Origin of the sequence: Tardiphaga sp. 42S5, assembly GCF_034044155.1 — a bacterium.
Taxonomy (GTDB): domain Bacteria; phylum Pseudomonadota; class Alphaproteobacteria; order Rhizobiales; family Xanthobacteraceae; genus Tardiphaga; species Tardiphaga robiniae.
The window spans coordinates 3,500,516-3,515,192 of record NZ_CP139027.1 but is presented as its reverse complement, the minus strand read 5'-3'; the positions used below and the strand labels follow the sequence as shown (position 1 = coordinate 3,515,192).

Here is a 14,677-nt window from a genome sequence, read left to right as displayed (position 1 = left end):
CGGATGGTCTCGACTTATCTCAACTATAATATCGTCTCCCGCAATCTCACCCAATCGCTGACGCGGATCTCGCAACAGGCCACCGTCTCGCGGGATACGGCCTATTACAAGGAGAACATCGGCAAGGTGAGAACCGTCGATGATCTCCTGAACGACTATCGGCTCTATACCTATGCAACGACGGCCTACGGTCTGGAGGACATGGCCTATGCCAAGGCCTTCCTGCGCAAGGTGCTGGAAAGCGATCTCTCCGACGCCAACAGTTTTGCCAACAAGCTGAGCGACAAGCGCTACCGGGATTTCGCGGCGGCCTTCCCCTTCGGGACCACCAGCAGCGGCACCAACGCTGCCCAGTCCGAGAACCAGACCGACGACATGATCGGTCTGTACACAGCCGTAGCGAAGCGCGGGGTCGATGCTATCGACGCGAACAAGAACTACTACAATCTCGCGATCGGAAAAATCACCAACGTCAATGACCTGCTCGCCGACGACAAGCTGCGCGATTATGTTTTCTCGGCCTTCGGCATCGACAAGAATCGCTGGTCCCATGACACGATCAGCAAGGTGCTGAGCAGCGATCCGTCCGATCCGAACAGCTATGTCAATTCCGTTTGGGTGTCGCAGAAGGACGACATCAATGCGAATATCACCAAGGCCCAGGCAGCGATGCTCGATGCCGCCGGCAAGATCGACACATACATGGCGGCATTGAAACAGCCGGGCGCCGATATGGCCGATCTGCGCCGGAAGATCGATCTGGAGCGCACGCGCGGATCGATGAATGAGGTCAGTATCCTCAGCTATAAGGATGCGCTCAAGACGATCGACAGCTATGTGGCGCTTGCCGGCGCTTTCGAGTTCTCGCCCGACGGCACATTGCCCACCGGAACGTCTGCCCAGACAGCCGCGCAGCTGAGCGACACCCATACCAAATATGTCAACAGCCAGGGCGCGGCCTATCTCGCAGCGGATGAAAATTACGCGGCATCGCTGATCAAGCAGTATCGCGCGGGCATCGCCAATGTGACTACGGTCGATGCCTTTCTCAAGACGCCAAACGTCTATAATTTTGCTCTGAAATCATTTGGTCTCGATCCCGAAGAGGTTTCGCCAACGATCATCAAAAACGTGCTCAAAAGCGATCCGGACGATCCGAAGAGCTACGTGAACAAGCTGCACGACGAGCGATACGTTCAGCTCGCTCGGGCATTCAATTTCGACAGCAGCGGAAATATCACGACGCCTGTGGTGGCGCAGGAAGCGGCGGAAGTCACCCAGGTGATGAAGGACTACATCATCGCCAAGACACGCTTCACGAAGGACAAGGAACAGGCCGAGCTGCGCAAGGCGGCCGACAAGGACGCGGTCTATTATCAGAAGAACATCGCCAATATCGAAAGCGTGAAGGATCTGCTTGCCGACAGGAAGCTCATCGACATCGCGCTCGTCGCCAAGGACCTCGACCCCGCCAAGGTGACCACCGCCGATCTGCGCAAGATGTTCGATTCCGACCTGAACGACCCCAAGAGCTTCGTCAACACGCAGAAGGATCCGCATTTCGCGGAGCTGGTGGCTTCGTTCAATTTCGACGACGACGGCGAGATCACGCGACTACCGAAATTCGGGCCGCAGACCCGCGACCAGTTCATGGAAATCCAGCACAAATATCTGCAGCAGACGCTGGAGACGCAGCAGGGCGAAAGCAATCCCGGCGTGCGGCTCGCGCTCTACTTCGAGCGCAAGGCGCCGAGCATCACCTCGGCCTATGACCTGCTTGCGGACAAGGCGCTGGCGGAAGTGTTCCGCACCATCTTCAGCCTGCCGGACGAGGTGGGTGCGATGGATATCGATCAGCAGGCCAAGGTGGTGGAGAAACACCTCAATCTGAAGGACCTCGCCGATCCCGCCAAGCTGGCCAAACTGCTGAACCGTTTCTCGGCGCTGTATGACATCAAGAACGACACCAGCACCGCATCCTCATCCGTCGTTACCCTGTTTCAGCGCGGTGGCCTTTGAGCCAATCGACCTTTTGCGGCGGTGGCCAAAACGGCGCGGTGGCAGGACCACGCGCTGATATGCGACGAATTTGTAGGGCGTCATTCGCCCCACAGCTTCATTCAAACGCTTCGCTGGTGCCCTTGCCTGGCCGAGTCACCAGGTCCTCATCGGGCTTCGGCAATGGATTGGCTAGATCGCGAAACTTGTTGGTGATCGGATAGCGGCGATCCCTGCCAAAGTTCTTCCGCGTCACTTTCACGCCCGGTGCCGCCTGCCGGCGCTTGTATTCGGCGATGTTGAGCAGCCGATCGATGCGCGTCACGACGTCCTTCTCAAAGCCGGCCGCGACGATTTCTGACAGCGGCTCTTCGCGTTCGACGAGGCGTTCGAGAATGCCATCGAGAATATCGTAGGGGGGTAGCGAGTCTTGGTCGGTCTGGTTTTCGCGCAGTTCGGCCGTGGGCGGACGGATAATGATGTTGTTGGGGATCACTTCGCCATCGGGACCGAGCGCGCCTTCGGGCTTCCATAAATTGCGCAAGGTCGAGATACGGAACACCTGGGTCTTGTAGAGATCCTTGATCGGATTGAATCCGCCATTCATGTCGCCATAGAGCGTGGCATAGCCGACCGACATTTCCGACTTGTTACCTGTCGTGACGACCATCGCGCCGGTCTTGTTGGAGACGGCCATCAACAGCGTACCACGGGTGCGCGCCTGCAGGTTCTCTTCAGTGATGTCGCGCGCGAGACCCTTGAAGGTATCGGCAAGGATCTTCTCGAAGCCGTTGACCGCATCGGCGATGGGCAGGATCTCGTAACGGAAACCCAGGGCCTTCGCGAGCTTGTCGGCATCGTCGAGCGACACCTGCGCGGTGTAGCGGAATGGCAGCATGATGCCACGCACGCGGTCGGCGCCGAGCGCATCCACGGCGATCGCGGCGCAAAGCGCGGAGTCGATACCGCCGGAGATGCCCATCAGCACGCCGGGGAAGCCGTTCTTGTTGACGTAATCGCGCAGGCCGAGCACGCAGGCGGCATAGTCCCCCTCGTCGCCTTCCGGTACCGGTGCGATCGGTCCGTCGCAGCGCCAGTGACCGTCGATCTTCTCGAATGTCAGCGTCGTGATGCTCTCGGTGAAGGACGGCAATTGCGCACCCAGCGAGCGGTCAGCATTGAGCACAAAGCTCGCGCCGTCGAACACCAGTTCGTCCTGACCGCCGACCTGATTGAGGTAGACCATCGGCAGATGGCTCTCGGTAACGCGGGCGACCTGCACCGACAAGCGCAGATCCGTCTTGCCGCGGGCATATGGCGAACCGTTCGGCACGATCAGGATTTCGGCGCCGGTCTCGGTCAGCGTCTCGACCACGTCTTCGTAGTCGGCGGACTCTTCCATCCAGGTGTCTTCGCAGATCGGCACGCCGACGCGCAGGCCGCGGATGGTGACGGGTCCCGAGACCGAGCCGCGCGCGAAGACGCGCTTCTCGTCGAACACGCCGTAATTCGGCAGATTGACCTTGAAACGGATCGCGCTGATGCGGCCGTCGTCGAGCAGCGCGCAGGCATTGTAGAGCTTGCCGCCATCGACCCAGGGCGAGCCGATCAACACAGCCGGACCCCCGTCCGCGGTCTCGCGCGCCAGCTCCTCGATGGCCGCACGGCAGGCCGCCTGAAATGCCGGTTTCAGCACCAGATCTTCTGGTGGGTAGCCGGCGATGAACAATTCAGGAAACACGATCAGCGTCGCGCCGTCGGCTTTGGCCTGCGCCCGCGCCGCGCGCGCCCTGGCAGCATTGCCGGTGATGTCACCGACGATGGGATTGAGCTGGGCGAGTGTGACCGTGAAACGCGTCAATTCTGTCATGGAAACATCCAAGCCTACCGGCTCACCCTTCGCAACTGCGGGATTAGAAGATGCCTATGCGCTCACCGAGCGCATACAGCCAAGTCATGCCGGCGATCACCAGTGCGACGCCGACGGCCGCCGATCCCATGTCCTTCACACGCCCGATCTGCGGATCGTGGTCGGTGGTGAGCCGGTCGGCCAGTTTCTCGATGGCGGTGTTGAGGAGTTCGACGGTGAGCAGCAGCAGAACCACCGCCACCAGCTCGAGCCGGCGCGCTGCGGTGGTGCCGATGAGGAATGACAGCGGCACCGCGAGAACAAGCGCAAACAGCTCCTCGCGAATGGCCTGCTCCGATCGCGTCGCGAAGGTCAGGCCATTCCAGGTGTTGATGGTGGCCCGCCAGAGGCGCGACAAGTCAGAGACCCGATGCCACCGGCAGCGGCTCCGCCCTGTCGACGCGGGACGTCTTCAGCAGTTCGGCGATCAGGAACGCCATGTCGATGGACTGCTCGGCATTCAGGCGCGGATCGCAGACCGTGTGGTAGCGGTCGTTGAGGTCCTCGTCCGAAATGGCGCGCGCGCCACCGGTGCATTCCGTCACGTTCTGGCCGGTCATTTCCAGATGCACGCCGCCGGCATGGGTGCCTTCGGCCGCATGGATCTGGAAGAACGACTTCACTTCCGACAGGATACGATCGAACGGACGGGTCTTGTAACCCGAGTTCGACGTGATGGTGTTGCCGTGCATCGGATCGCACGACCATACCACCGAACGCCCTTCCTTCTGCACCGCGCGGATGAAGCCCGGCAGATGCTCCCCAACCTTCTCGTGGCCAAAGCGGTTGATCAGCGTCAGGCGGCCGGGCTCATTGTCCGGATTGAGGACGTCGATCAGCTTCAGCAGTTCATCCGGCTTCAGCGACGGGCCGCATTTCAGGCCGATCGGATTCTTGATGCCGCGGAAGTATTCGACATGGGCATGATCGAGCTGCCGCGTACGGTCGCCGATCCAGATCATGTGGCCGGAGGTCGCGTACCAGTCACCCGTCGTGGAATCGACGCGCGTGAAAGCCTGCTCGTAACCGAGCAGCAGCGCTTCGTGGCTGGTGTAGAAATCCGTCGAACGCAGTTCCGGATGGCTCTCCAGATTGAGGCCGCAGGCGCGCATGAAGTTCAGCGCATCCGAGATGCGGTCGGCCAGCTCCTTATAACGGCGCGACTGCTGCGAATCCTTCAGGAAGCCGAGCATCCACTGATGCACGCTGCCGAGATTGGCGAAGCCGCCGGTTGCGAAAGCGCGCAGCAGATTCAGCGTCGCCGCCGACTGCCGATAGGCCATCAGCTGGCGCTGTGGATCGGGCACGCGTGATTCTGGCGTGAAGGCGATGTCATTGATGATGTCGCCGCGATAGCTCGGCAGTTCGACGCCGTTGAGCTTCTCCATCGGCGAGGACCGCGGCTTGGCGAACTGACCGGCGATACGGCCGATCTTCACCACGGGCAGCGCGCCGGCATAGGTCAGCACGACCGACATCTGCAGGAAGGCGCGGAAGAAATCGCGGATATTGTTGGCGCCGTGTTCGGCAAAGCTCTCGGCGCAATCGCCGCCCTGCAACAGGAAGGCCTCACCGGCGGCCACGCGGGCGAGCGACTTCTTCAGATTGCGGGCTTCGCCTGCAAAAACCAGCGGCGGAAACGTGGCAAGCTGCGCCTCGACATCGCCAAGGGCCTTGAGATCCGGGTATTCCGGCATTTGCAGCACGGGCTTGCCGCGCCAGCTATCGGGCGTCCACCGCTCGGACATCACTTCTCTCCTGAAAACCGCGCTTTATGGCTGCGGAGGCCGCGTTATACACAGCACAGATGGGGATCGCCAGTTCGAAATCCACATTGCGCCCCAAGCCCTTGCAGCCAAAGCCGAATTCGCATTTGCTAGGCTCGGGTAAGGAACATATAGGACACCATGGGAGAAACTGCGGTGTCGGAGGCTGCACTGGACGACGCTTTTGCCGATGACATCACCTTCCAGGCGGCCGACGGCTATTCGTTGGGCGCGACGCTGTACCTGCCCCGCGGCGCCCGCACCCACGCGGTTCTGATCAATTCCGCAACCGCCGTTCCCCGCAAGATCTACAGAGGCTTCGCCAGCTACCTCGCGAGCCGCGGCTGCGCCGTGCTGACCTATGACTACCGCGGCACCGGGGATTCGCGGCCCAAGGCCGATCCCCTGTCCGGCCGGTCGAACGCGCTGGTGGGCTTCAAGGCGTCCATGACCGACTGGGCTGCGCTCGATGTTACCGCCGCGGTGAGCTGGATGCGCGAGCGCTACAAGGCAATGCCACTTGCCTTTGTCGGGCATTCCTTCGGCGGTCAGGCGCTCGGCCTGATCCCCAACAATTCCGAAGTATCGCGCGCCCTGCTCATCGCGGCACAGGCCGGCACCTGGCGACTGATGACGCCGCCGGAGGGCTATCGCATCTACGCGCTAATGAAATTCGTCGGTGCGCCGCTGGCGCGCGTCATCGGCTATGCGCCAGGCAGGATAGGCCTCGGCTACGACCTGCCACGCGACGTGTTTCTGGAATGGGCGGGCTGGGTCACCAGCGATCGCTACTTCTTCGACGACAGCAAGCTCAGGGCGCTAGTGAATTTCCCGCGCTATCGCGGCGAGATGCGGGCACTGAGCTTCTCGGACGATCCGTGGGCGACACGCGCCGCCGTCGAAATGCTCTGCGCCGGCTTCACGTCGATCAAGCCGGAGATCGACAGTATCCGCCCCATCGAGGCCGGTTCGAAAAAGGTCGGCCATTTCGGATTCTTCCGGCCGGAACACCGCGACACGCTGTGGCGCGGCGCTGCCGAATGGATCCAGATGCAAGACTGACTACCCGCGGCTACGCCGGACTGATTATTCCGCGGCTTCGCGCACGTAGCGCGCGGTCGGCGTGCGCATCGTCACGAGTTCCTCGGCCGCACTCGGATGCACGGCCACGGTGGCATCGAAATCAGCCTTGGTGGCCTTCAGCTTCACGCAGATGCCCAGCACCTGGATGAGTTCGGCCGCTTCCGGTCCGACGATATGGGCGCCGACCACGATATCCGTCACGCCGTCGACCACCAGCTTCATCAGCACCCGGCTTTCGCTGCCGGAGATGGTCGACTTGATCGACCGGAAATTGGTCTTGTAGATATCGACGTGGCTGAAGGTGGCGCGCGCCTCTTCTTCGCTCATGCCGACGGTGCCGACCTCCGGCTGGGTGAACACGGCGGTCGGGATATTGCTGTGATCGACCTTCACGGTCTTCTTGCCGAATACCGTATCGGCAAAGGCGTGGCCTTCGCGAATCGCCACCGGCGTCAGGTTGATGCGGTTGGTGACGTCACCGACCGCGTAGATATGCGGCACATTGGTCTGCGAGAACTCGTTGACGATGATGCCGCCATGGGCGGGCTTGAGTGCAACGCCAGCCTTCTCGAGACCGAGATTGGCGGTGTTCGGATTGCGGCCGATCGCGAACAACACCTGATCGGATGCGATGCTTGCGCCACTGGACAGATGCGTCGTGAATTCGTGCCGGTGTTTCTCGACCTTGGTCACCGTGCAGCCGGTCAGGATGGTGATGCCATCCTTTTCCATCTCGCTGCGGACATGGGCGCGCACGTCTTCATCGAAGCCGCGCAGGATGTTGTCGCCGCGATAGATCACCGTCACGTCGGAGCCCAATCCTGCAAAGATGCAGGCAAATTCGAGCGCGATATAGCCGCCGCCCTGGATCACGATGCGCCTCGGCAGTTCAGGCAGATGAAACACCTCGTTGGAGGAGATCACATGCTCGATGCCGGGAATCGCCGGCCCATGATTGGGCGCGCCGCCGGTCGCAATCAGGATATGCTTGGCGTTTACCGTCTCGCCGGTGCCGAGGCGCAGCGTGTGCGGATCCTCGAACACTGCGCGGGTCTTGACGGTCGTCGCGCCGGTCTTCTCCACATTGGACTGATAGATGCCCTCGAGCCGGGCGATCTCCTTGTCCTTGTTGGCGATAAAGGTCGACCAGTCGAATGTTGCCGTCGGAATGGTCCATCCGAAACCGGCGGCATCGTCGATCTCGCGCTGGACATGCGAGGCATAGACCATCAGCTTCTTCGGCACGCAGCCGCGGATCACGCAGGTGCCGCCGAAGCGATATTCCTCGGCCACCATGACCTTCGCGCCATAGCCGGCGGCGATACGGGCGGCGCGCACGCCGCCTGAACCGCCACCAATGACAAACAGATCGACGTCGACGTCAGCCATGATCGCTCCGAACTGCAGACTGAGGCCCCGGAATGACCGGCCTCAGCTTACGCCCTTAGATTTCCTTGCCGCGCTTGCGCATTTCAGCGCGGAACAGGCCGTTGACCTGCTCCGAAAACTGCTGCGCCCACTGCTGCATATAGGTCATGCTGGCGGAAATCGACTGGGGCTCCTGCACCAGAAGTTTCTGGCCTAGCGGCGACTTGTAGAAGGTCGCAAGATCCTTCAACTCTGCCTCAGTGAAGTCGCTTGCATAGATCTTCGCCATCTGCTCGGTGATCTCCTTGTCGCGCCCGGCCATCGTCTGCGCGATGGTGATGGCGACCTCGTTGAGATCCTTCTGATAGTTCAGATTGCTCTGCAGCAGCGAGTCCTTGACGCGCTGAACCATGTTCGGCACGGCATTGGCATACATCGCGCTGGCGTTCTTCATCGCCAGGATTTCCTTGGCGTAAGCGATCGCAGCTGGCGATGCCGGCTTGATCGGCCGGGCCTGTCCCTCCGGAGATGCCTGCTGCGCGGAGACCGGCAGCGCGGTGACTGCAACGCCGAGCGCGAGACCGGCCGACAGCAGCATGTGCGAGAGCTTCTTCATTCCAATTCTCCTTGATTGCGCCATTACGGGCGCTCGAAAACGCGAATTCCCTGCGATCCTGCTAGTATGGCGGTGCTCGCCAGACCGATAAACAAACCGTGCTCGACCACGCCCGGAATGGCGCCGAGCAGCCCGGCCAGTCGGGGCGCATCGGTGATGGTCCCGAGCCGGGCGTCGATGATCCAGTGGCCACCATCGGTGACGAAAGCATGGCCGTCCTTGCCGCTGCGAATGGCCATTTCGCCGTGCAACCCGCACTTGGCGAACACATCGGCAATCGCACGGCGCGTGGCCGACAGGCCGAACGGGATCACTTCCACGGGCAGCGGGAAGCGGCCAAGGGTCGGCACCCATTTGGAATCGTCGGCAATGACAATCATGCGGTCGGACGCCGCCGCCACGATCTTCTCGCGCAGCAATGCGCCGCCGCCGCCCTTGATGAGATTCAGCGCCGGATCGACTTCGTCGGCACCGTCCACCGTCAGATCGAGCCGATCGACCTCGTCGAGTGTGGTCAGCGGCACGCCGCAACGTTCAGCATCGGCCCGCGTGGCCTCGGACGTCGGAACGCCAATAACCTTGAGACCGCCCGCCACGCGTTCACCGAGCAGTTCGACGAAGTGCTTCGCTGTCGATCCCGTGCCGAGTCCGAGCTTCATGCCGTCGCGTACATGTTCGAGTGCCTTTGCGGCAGCCTGTCGTTTCAGCTCGTCCATATTCATCGGTGCAGCGGTCCTTGCGGTTCACAATCGGTCCCGCGGACGGGATGCGCCGCATATCTAGCGACGTTTGGGGGGAAGGAACAGGGCGAAGGACGTGCTTTCCCGGGGAATGCAGGCCTGCATTCCCAGGGGGATGCTGGGCTACGTCCGCCCCCCCTTGCGGGATCGGCCGCGGACCGGTAGCGATCCGCTCATGACCCAAGCTCCCCTCGTCGTTTTCGACCTCGACGGTACCCTCGTCGATACCGCCCCCGATCTCATCAGCGCGCTGAATCATGTGCTTCATCAGGAAGGGTTGGCCCCCGTCCCGCTGGAATCCGCGCGGAAAATGATCGGCCAGGGCGCCCGGCGCCTGATCGAACGCGGGCTCGAGCTGGAAGGGCGCGAAATGAGCCCGGACGAGGTCACACGCCTGACCGAGGATTTCATCTCTTATTACGCGGAGCATATCGCCGACGAGTCACGCCCCTTCGAGGGCCTGATTGCGGCGCTCGACGAAATGGCGGGGCGTGGCTACCGCTTCGCGGTTTGCACCAACAAGCTGGAATGGCTGTCGAAGCTGCTGCTCGACAAGCTGGAGCTGACCAACCGATTTGCGGCGATCTGCGGCGCCGACACCTTCGGCGTCGCGAAGCCCGATCCCGTCATCCTGCAGCAGACGGTAGCGCGTGCCGGTGGCATGATGTCGTCCGTTGTTATGGTCGGCGATGCCGGCCCCGATGTCGGTGTGGCGCGGCGGGCCAATGTCCCGGTGATCGGCGTTACATTCGGCTATACCGATGTCCCGATTATCGAGCTCAAGCCCGACATCGTGATCGACCATTTCCGCGATCTACCGGCGACTGTCGACCGCCTGTTGCCCCGCCGCCTCGCCTAGCCTGTTCAGATAATTGAGTTTCTCAGGTTGTTCGGCGACTTCGTTAACCATCAATTAACTACAAGCGGCCTGCGTGTTGCGTCATATGTGCGACGCTCCTATGGTTGCCAGGGGATGGCGGCTAGCCGCAAAACGTGACGGATATACCCATGCGTAGAGTAATAGTTTTGGCAGCGGCAGGCCTGAGCCTGGCCGGTTGCACGTCGTTCTCCATGGACGCATTCAAGTCGACACCGGAACCGGTTACCGTACAATTCGACTCGGTTCCGCCCGGCGCAGAGGTGGTCACGTCCATTGGCCCGAGCTGCAAGACCCCGTGCTCGCTGCCTCTGGCGACGGAAACCGGGTTCAGCGCAACCTTTACCCTCGCAAAATTCCAGCCGATGACGGTTCCGGTGACCATCACCCGCGTTCCCGGGGATTTCACCTCGCCGGCACGGACCACGGTCGATCCCAGCCCGGTCGTCGCCGAGTTGCAGCCTGCGACACCGCCACGCCGCGCCCGCAAGGCTGCCAAGCGCGCGGCAGCGCCTGCCGCGGCCCCGGCGGCCGCCGCATCTGCGGCGGGCTCGCCGTTCCCCGCGCCTCGCTGATCCACCAAACATATACGTTGGCGTGATTGTGCCAGCTGCAACACGTGACTAGATTGAACGTGCGGCGTTTTTCGCCGCGCGAGCAATTCATGTTTTGCAGTCAGGCATCTGAATGACCGTCTCCGAGTTGAGCCCCGCCCTGGCCTCCTCTGCCATGACCGATCCGTTCGGCCGGCGGATCAGCTATCTGCGCGTCTCAGTGACGGATCGCTGCGATCTGCGCTGCTTCTACTGCATGTCGGAAGACATGACGTTCCTGCCCAAGGCCGACCTGCTGACACTGGAAGAACTCGACCGGCTCTGCTCGGCGTTCATCGCCAAGGGCGTTACCAAACTGCGGCTCACTGGCGGCGAACCGCTTGTCCGGCGCAACGTCATGGGCCTCGTACGTTCGCTGTCGCGCCACCTCAAGACCGGCGCGCTGAAAGAGCTCACGCTGACCACCAACGGCTCTTTGCTCTCCAAATATGCCGCTGAACTGGCCGATTGCGGCGTGAAGCGCATCAACGTCTCCCTGGACACGCTCGATCCCGTAAAATTCCGCACCATCACGCGCTGGGGCGACCTCAACAAGGTGCTGGCCGGGATCGACGCGGCGCAGGCTGCGGGCCTGGCCGTGAAGATCAATGCCGTCGCCTTGAAGAACATGAATGAGAACGAGATCCCCTCATTGATCGAATGGGCGCACGGCCGCGACATGGCACTGACCCTGATCGAAGTGATGCCGATGGGCGATATCGGCGAAGGCCGCATCGACCAGTATGTGCCGCTCTCTATGCTGCGCGCACGCCTGGCCAGTCAGTTCACGATGACCGATCTGCCCGACGATACCGGCGGTCCTGCCCGCTATGTTCGCGTCGCCGAGACCGGTGGCAAGATCGGCTTCATCACGCCGATGACCCACAATTTCTGCGAATCCTGCAATCGCGTGCGCATCACCTGCACCGGAACGATCCATACCTGCCTGGGCCACGAGGATGCATCCGACCTGCGCAAGCCGCTGCGGGCTTCCGCCGACAACGACCTCCTGAACGCCACGATCGACCGCGCCATCGGCCTGAAGCCGAAGGGGCACGATTTCATCATCGATCGACGCCACAACCGGCCGAGCGTCAGCCGGCATATGAGCGTGACCGGGGGGTAACCCGCCGGCGGTGCTCCCTCCTCCCCCTCGACCAATGGCCTGCGACAAACCGTCAATTTCCGATTGACGATTGCATGACGCGCTGAAATGGTGCCGCCGAATTCTTTCGCCCAGCGGAAAAAGCTACGCTTTCTCAGTGAGAAAGACGTGATGAGCGGACAGCGGGGCGACTTTCGGGGGAAATTGTGGACGTACTCAAATTCACACGTGCGATCGATGCACTGAGCGATGTGTTTGGCTTCATCGCCAAGTGGCTCGTGCTGCTCGCCTGCCTCGTCAGCGCCGGCAACGCCACGATCCGTTATCTCTTCAACTATTCGTCGAACGGCTGGCTCGAAATCCAGTGGTACATGTTCGCGGGCATCGTGTTTTTCGGCGCGGCGCAGACACTGCGCCTCAATGAGCATGTGCGCGTCGATCTGCTCTATTCGGCGGTCTCCGATCGTGCGCGGCTGTGGATCGATATCATCGGCCTCTGCATCTTCCTGCTGCCGGCGATGACATACCTCACTTACATGACGTTCCCGTTTTTCCTGAATTCCTGGAATTCGCAGGAGGTCTCCAGCAATGCGGGCGGCCTGATCCTGTGGCCGGTGAAGCTGGTGCTGCCGCTCGGCTTCGGTCTGCTGCTACTGCAGGGTGTGGCCGAGCTCGCCAAGCGCATCGCCGCGCTCGCCGGCGTCGTCAAGATCGACACCCATTACGAAGCGCCGCTGCAATAGCGGCGTTCGCTTTTTCAGCCTCTCGCATTTCGACCAATCCGTTCGATAGAACCAGTTCGATAGTCAGGACCACCGATGTTTTCTTACGGCGTGTTCCCCCCGCTGATGTTCGGCACCATGATCTGCTTCATGGTGTTCGGCTTCCCGGTCGCCTTTTCGCTGGCCGCCGTCGGCCTGTTCTTCGGCATTCTCGGCATCTTCACCGGTCATTTCGATCCGTCCTTCCTGCAGGCGCTGCCGTTCCGCTTCTACGGCACGATCTCGAACGACCTGCTGCTGTCGATCCCGTTCTTCACTTTCATGGGCGCGATCCTTGAGCGCTGCGGCCTTGCTGAAGATCTGCTCGAAGGCACCGGCCAGCTGTTCGGCAAGATTCCCGGCGGCCTCGCTTATGCGGTGATCCTCGTCGGCGCCGTGCTCGGCGCCATCACCGGCACCGTTGCTGCTTCGGTCATCGCCATGGGCGTGATCTCGCTGCCGATCATGATGCGCTACGGCTACGACATGAAACTCGCCACCGGCGTCATCGCCGCGTCCGGCACCATCACGCAGCTCATCCCCCCGTCGCTGGTGCTGATCGTCCTCGCCGACCAGCTCGGCCGTTCAGTCGGCGACATGTATCTCGGCGCGATCGGTCCGTCGATCATCCAGGTCGTGATCTTCATTCTCTACATCGTCGTGCTGTCGATCATCCGGCCGAACGCGATGCCGCCGATTCCGGAACATGCGCGCGAGCCGATGAACTGGAAGCTCATCAGCCGTGTGCTTTGGGGCATGATCCCCTCGATCGTGCTGATCTTCCTGGTGCTCGGCACCATCGGCCTCGGCCTCGCGACGCCGACCGAAGCCGGCGCCATGGGTGCGGTCGGCGCCATGGTGCTCGCCGCGCTGCATCGCCGCCTGACCTGGCCGCTGATCGACCAGGCGATGACATCGACCATGCGCCTGACCTCGATGGTGGTGTTCATCCTGATCGGCTCGACCTGCTTCAGCCTCGTCTTCCAGGGCATGGACGGCGCGCGCTGGATCGAGCATCTGCTCACCGGCCTGCCCGGCGGCGCGATCGGCTTCCTGATCTTCGTGAACATCTTCGTGTTCTTCCTGGCGTTCTTTCTCGACTTCTTCGAGATCGCCTTCATCATCATCCCGTTGCTGGCGCCGGTCGCGGCCAAGCTCGGCATCGATCTCGTCTGGTTCGGCGTGCTGCTCTGCGTGAACATGCAGACGTCATTCATGCATCCGCCGTTCGGCTTCGCACTGTTCTATCTGCGCGGCATTGCACCGCCCGAAGTGAAGAGCCGCGATATCTATCTCGGCGCACTGCCATGGGTCGGGATGCAGATCATCCTGGTGATCATCGTGATCTACTGGCCCGGTCTCGTGACCTACTGGATCGACAACACGGCTGTGGATACGTCCAACGTGAAGATCGAGATTCCGCAGATCGAGATGCCGGCGATGCCGGACTTTGGGCCGGCGAAATAGCGGATAACGTTACTGTTGCGCTTTACGATCAGGGGATAACCGATGTTGCATGAAGGAAGTTGCCATTGCGGCAATATCGCCTTTGAAGTCGAGGGCGACTTCAATTCGGCCATCGACTGCAACTGTTCGATGTGCCGGCGGCGCGGCGGCCTGCTCGCTTTCGTTCCACGAGACAAACTGGTGCTGAAGACCGCGAAAGAAAGCCTGTCGACCTATACGTTCAATCACCACGCTATTCAGCATCACTTCTGCAGCACCTGCGGCATTGCCCCGTTCGGCGAAGGAAAAGCCCCCAACGGAATGATGATGGCATCGGTCAATGTGCGCTGTCTGCCTGCGGTCGATCTGAGCGCTCTGAATATCCAGCAGTTTGACGGCAAGGATCGCTAACGCG

14 protein-coding genes are annotated in these 14,677 nt (G+C 61.5%); 8 read left to right on the top strand and 6 right to left on the bottom strand.

Annotation, left to right across the window (positions count from 1 at the left end; all coding sequences use genetic code 11):
- Positions 1-3: 3 nt before the first annotated feature.
- Positions 4-2,019 (top strand): DUF1217 domain-containing protein, encoded by a 2,016-nt coding sequence (locus tag SFY93_RS16175; protein ID WP_320443835.1) that lies wholly within the window; start codon positions 4-6, stop codon positions 2,017-2,019.
- Positions 2,020-2,116: 97 nt separating this feature from the next.
- On the opposite strand, the gene SFY93_RS16170 is transcribed toward SFY93_RS16175, so the two are convergent.
- Genes SFY93_RS16170 through SFY93_RS16160 form a run of 3 tightly spaced genes read right to left on the bottom strand, consistent with a single transcriptional unit; the run spans position 2,117 to position 5,655 of the window.
- Positions 2,117-3,868 (bottom strand): NAD+ synthase, encoded by a 1,752-nt coding sequence (locus SFY93_RS16170; RefSeq protein WP_320443834.1) that lies wholly within the window; start codon positions 3,866-3,868, stop codon positions 2,117-2,119.
- A gap of 43 nt (positions 3,869-3,911) precedes the next feature.
- A complete protein-coding gene (locus tag SFY93_RS16165; RefSeq protein WP_320443833.1) occupies positions 3,912-4,265 on the bottom strand; it encodes a diacylglycerol kinase in 354 nt (117 codons plus the stop codon).
- A gap of 1 nt (position 4,266) precedes the next feature.
- A complete protein-coding gene (locus SFY93_RS16160) occupies positions 4,267-5,655 on the bottom strand; it encodes a class II 3-deoxy-7-phosphoheptulonate synthase (RefSeq protein WP_315841650.1) in 1,389 nt (462 codons plus the stop codon).
- A 159-nt stretch (positions 5,656-5,814) separates the two neighbouring features.
- Between SFY93_RS16160 and SFY93_RS16155 the strand changes: the two genes are divergently transcribed.
- Positions 5,815-6,735 carry an alpha/beta hydrolase family protein gene (locus tag SFY93_RS16155; protein WP_320443832.1) on the top strand — a complete coding sequence of 307 codons (921 nt, stop codon included), beginning with the start codon at positions 5,815-5,817 and terminating at the stop codon, positions 6,733-6,735.
- Between the two features lie 24 nt (positions 6,736-6,759).
- Here the strand turns inward: SFY93_RS16155 and gor are convergent, their stop codons facing one another.
- The 3 genes from gor to rpiA are packed head-to-tail and all read right to left on the bottom strand — an operon-like array spanning position 6,760 to position 9,462.
- Entirely contained in the window at positions 6,760-8,145 is a 1,386-nt protein-coding gene (gene gor, locus SFY93_RS16150; protein WP_320443831.1) for a glutathione-disulfide reductase, read from the bottom strand.
- A 55-nt stretch (positions 8,146-8,200) separates the two neighbouring features.
- A complete protein-coding gene (locus tag SFY93_RS16145; RefSeq protein ID WP_068730563.1) occupies positions 8,201-8,740 on the bottom strand; it encodes a DUF2059 domain-containing protein in 540 nt (179 codons plus the stop codon).
- A 23-nt stretch (positions 8,741-8,763) separates the two neighbouring features.
- A complete protein-coding gene (gene rpiA / locus SFY93_RS16140; protein WP_320443830.1) occupies positions 8,764-9,462 on the bottom strand; it encodes a ribose-5-phosphate isomerase RpiA in 699 nt (232 codons plus the stop codon).
- A gap of 193 nt (positions 9,463-9,655) precedes the next feature.
- Here rpiA and SFY93_RS16135 point away from each other — a divergent pair, with 193 nt between their 5' ends.
- The 6 genes from SFY93_RS16135 to SFY93_RS16110 all read left to right on the top strand — a co-directional run bounded on the left by SFY93_RS16135 (position 9,656) and on the right by SFY93_RS16110 (position 14,673).
- Entirely contained in the window at positions 9,656-10,339 is a 684-nt protein-coding gene (locus SFY93_RS16135) for an HAD family hydrolase (protein WP_320443829.1), read from the top strand.
- 149 nt (positions 10,340-10,488) lie between these two features.
- Positions 10,489-10,932 (top strand): hypothetical protein, encoded by a 444-nt coding sequence (locus SFY93_RS16130; protein ID WP_320443828.1) that lies wholly within the window; start codon positions 10,489-10,491, stop codon positions 10,930-10,932.
- A gap of 112 nt (positions 10,933-11,044) precedes the next feature.
- On the top strand, positions 11,045-12,076 hold the full coding sequence (gene moaA, locus SFY93_RS16125) for a GTP 3',8-cyclase MoaA (RefSeq protein WP_320443827.1): 1,032 nt from the start codon (positions 11,045-11,047) through the stop codon (positions 12,074-12,076).
- Positions 12,077-12,258: 182 nt separating this feature from the next.
- Positions 12,259-12,798 (top strand): TRAP transporter small permease subunit, encoded by a 540-nt coding sequence (locus SFY93_RS16120; protein ID WP_320447786.1) that lies wholly within the window; start codon positions 12,259-12,261, stop codon positions 12,796-12,798.
- Positions 12,799-12,873: 75 nt separating this feature from the next.
- A complete protein-coding gene (locus SFY93_RS16115) occupies positions 12,874-14,283 on the top strand; it encodes a TRAP transporter large permease (protein ID WP_320443826.1) in 1,410 nt (469 codons plus the stop codon).
- Between the two features lie 42 nt (positions 14,284-14,325).
- Entirely contained in the window at positions 14,326-14,673 is a 348-nt protein-coding gene (locus tag SFY93_RS16110) for a GFA family protein (protein WP_175367386.1), read from the top strand.
- The last annotated feature ends 4 nt before the right edge of the window (positions 14,674-14,677 follow it).

Coding starts and splice junctions, on each gene's coding strand:
- SFY93_RS16175 (WP_320443835.1), top strand. CDS start 4: ATGGTCTCGACTTATCTCAACTATAATATCGTCTCCCGCAATCTCACC.
- SFY93_RS16170 (WP_320443834.1), bottom strand. CDS start 3,868: ATGACAGAATTGACGCGTTTCACGGTCACACTCGCCCAGCTCAATCCC.
- SFY93_RS16160 (WP_315841650.1), bottom strand. CDS start 5,655: ATGTCCGAGCGGTGGACGCCCGATAGCTGGCGCGGCAAGCCCGTGCTG.
- SFY93_RS16155 (WP_320443832.1), top strand. CDS start 5,815: ATGGGAGAAACTGCGGTGTCGGAGGCTGCACTGGACGACGCTTTTGCC.
- gor (WP_320443831.1), bottom strand. CDS start 8,145: ATGGCTGACGTCGACGTCGATCTGTTTGTCATTGGTGGCGGTTCAGGC.
- SFY93_RS16145 (WP_068730563.1), bottom strand. CDS start 8,740: ATGAAGAAGCTCTCGCACATGCTGCTGTCGGCCGGTCTCGCGCTCGGC.
- rpiA (WP_320443830.1), bottom strand. CDS start 9,462: ATGAATATGGACGAGCTGAAACGACAGGCTGCCGCAAAGGCACTCGAA.
- SFY93_RS16135 (WP_320443829.1), top strand. CDS start 9,656: ATGACCCAAGCTCCCCTCGTCGTTTTCGACCTCGACGGTACCCTCGTC.
- SFY93_RS16130 (WP_320443828.1), top strand. CDS start 10,489: ATGCGTAGAGTAATAGTTTTGGCAGCGGCAGGCCTGAGCCTGGCCGGT.
- moaA (WP_320443827.1), top strand. CDS start 11,045: ATGACCGTCTCCGAGTTGAGCCCCGCCCTGGCCTCCTCTGCCATGACC.
- SFY93_RS16115 (WP_320443826.1), top strand. CDS start 12,874: ATGTTTTCTTACGGCGTGTTCCCCCCGCTGATGTTCGGCACCATGATC.
- SFY93_RS16110 (WP_175367386.1), top strand. CDS start 14,326: ATGTTGCATGAAGGAAGTTGCCATTGCGGCAATATCGCCTTTGAAGTC.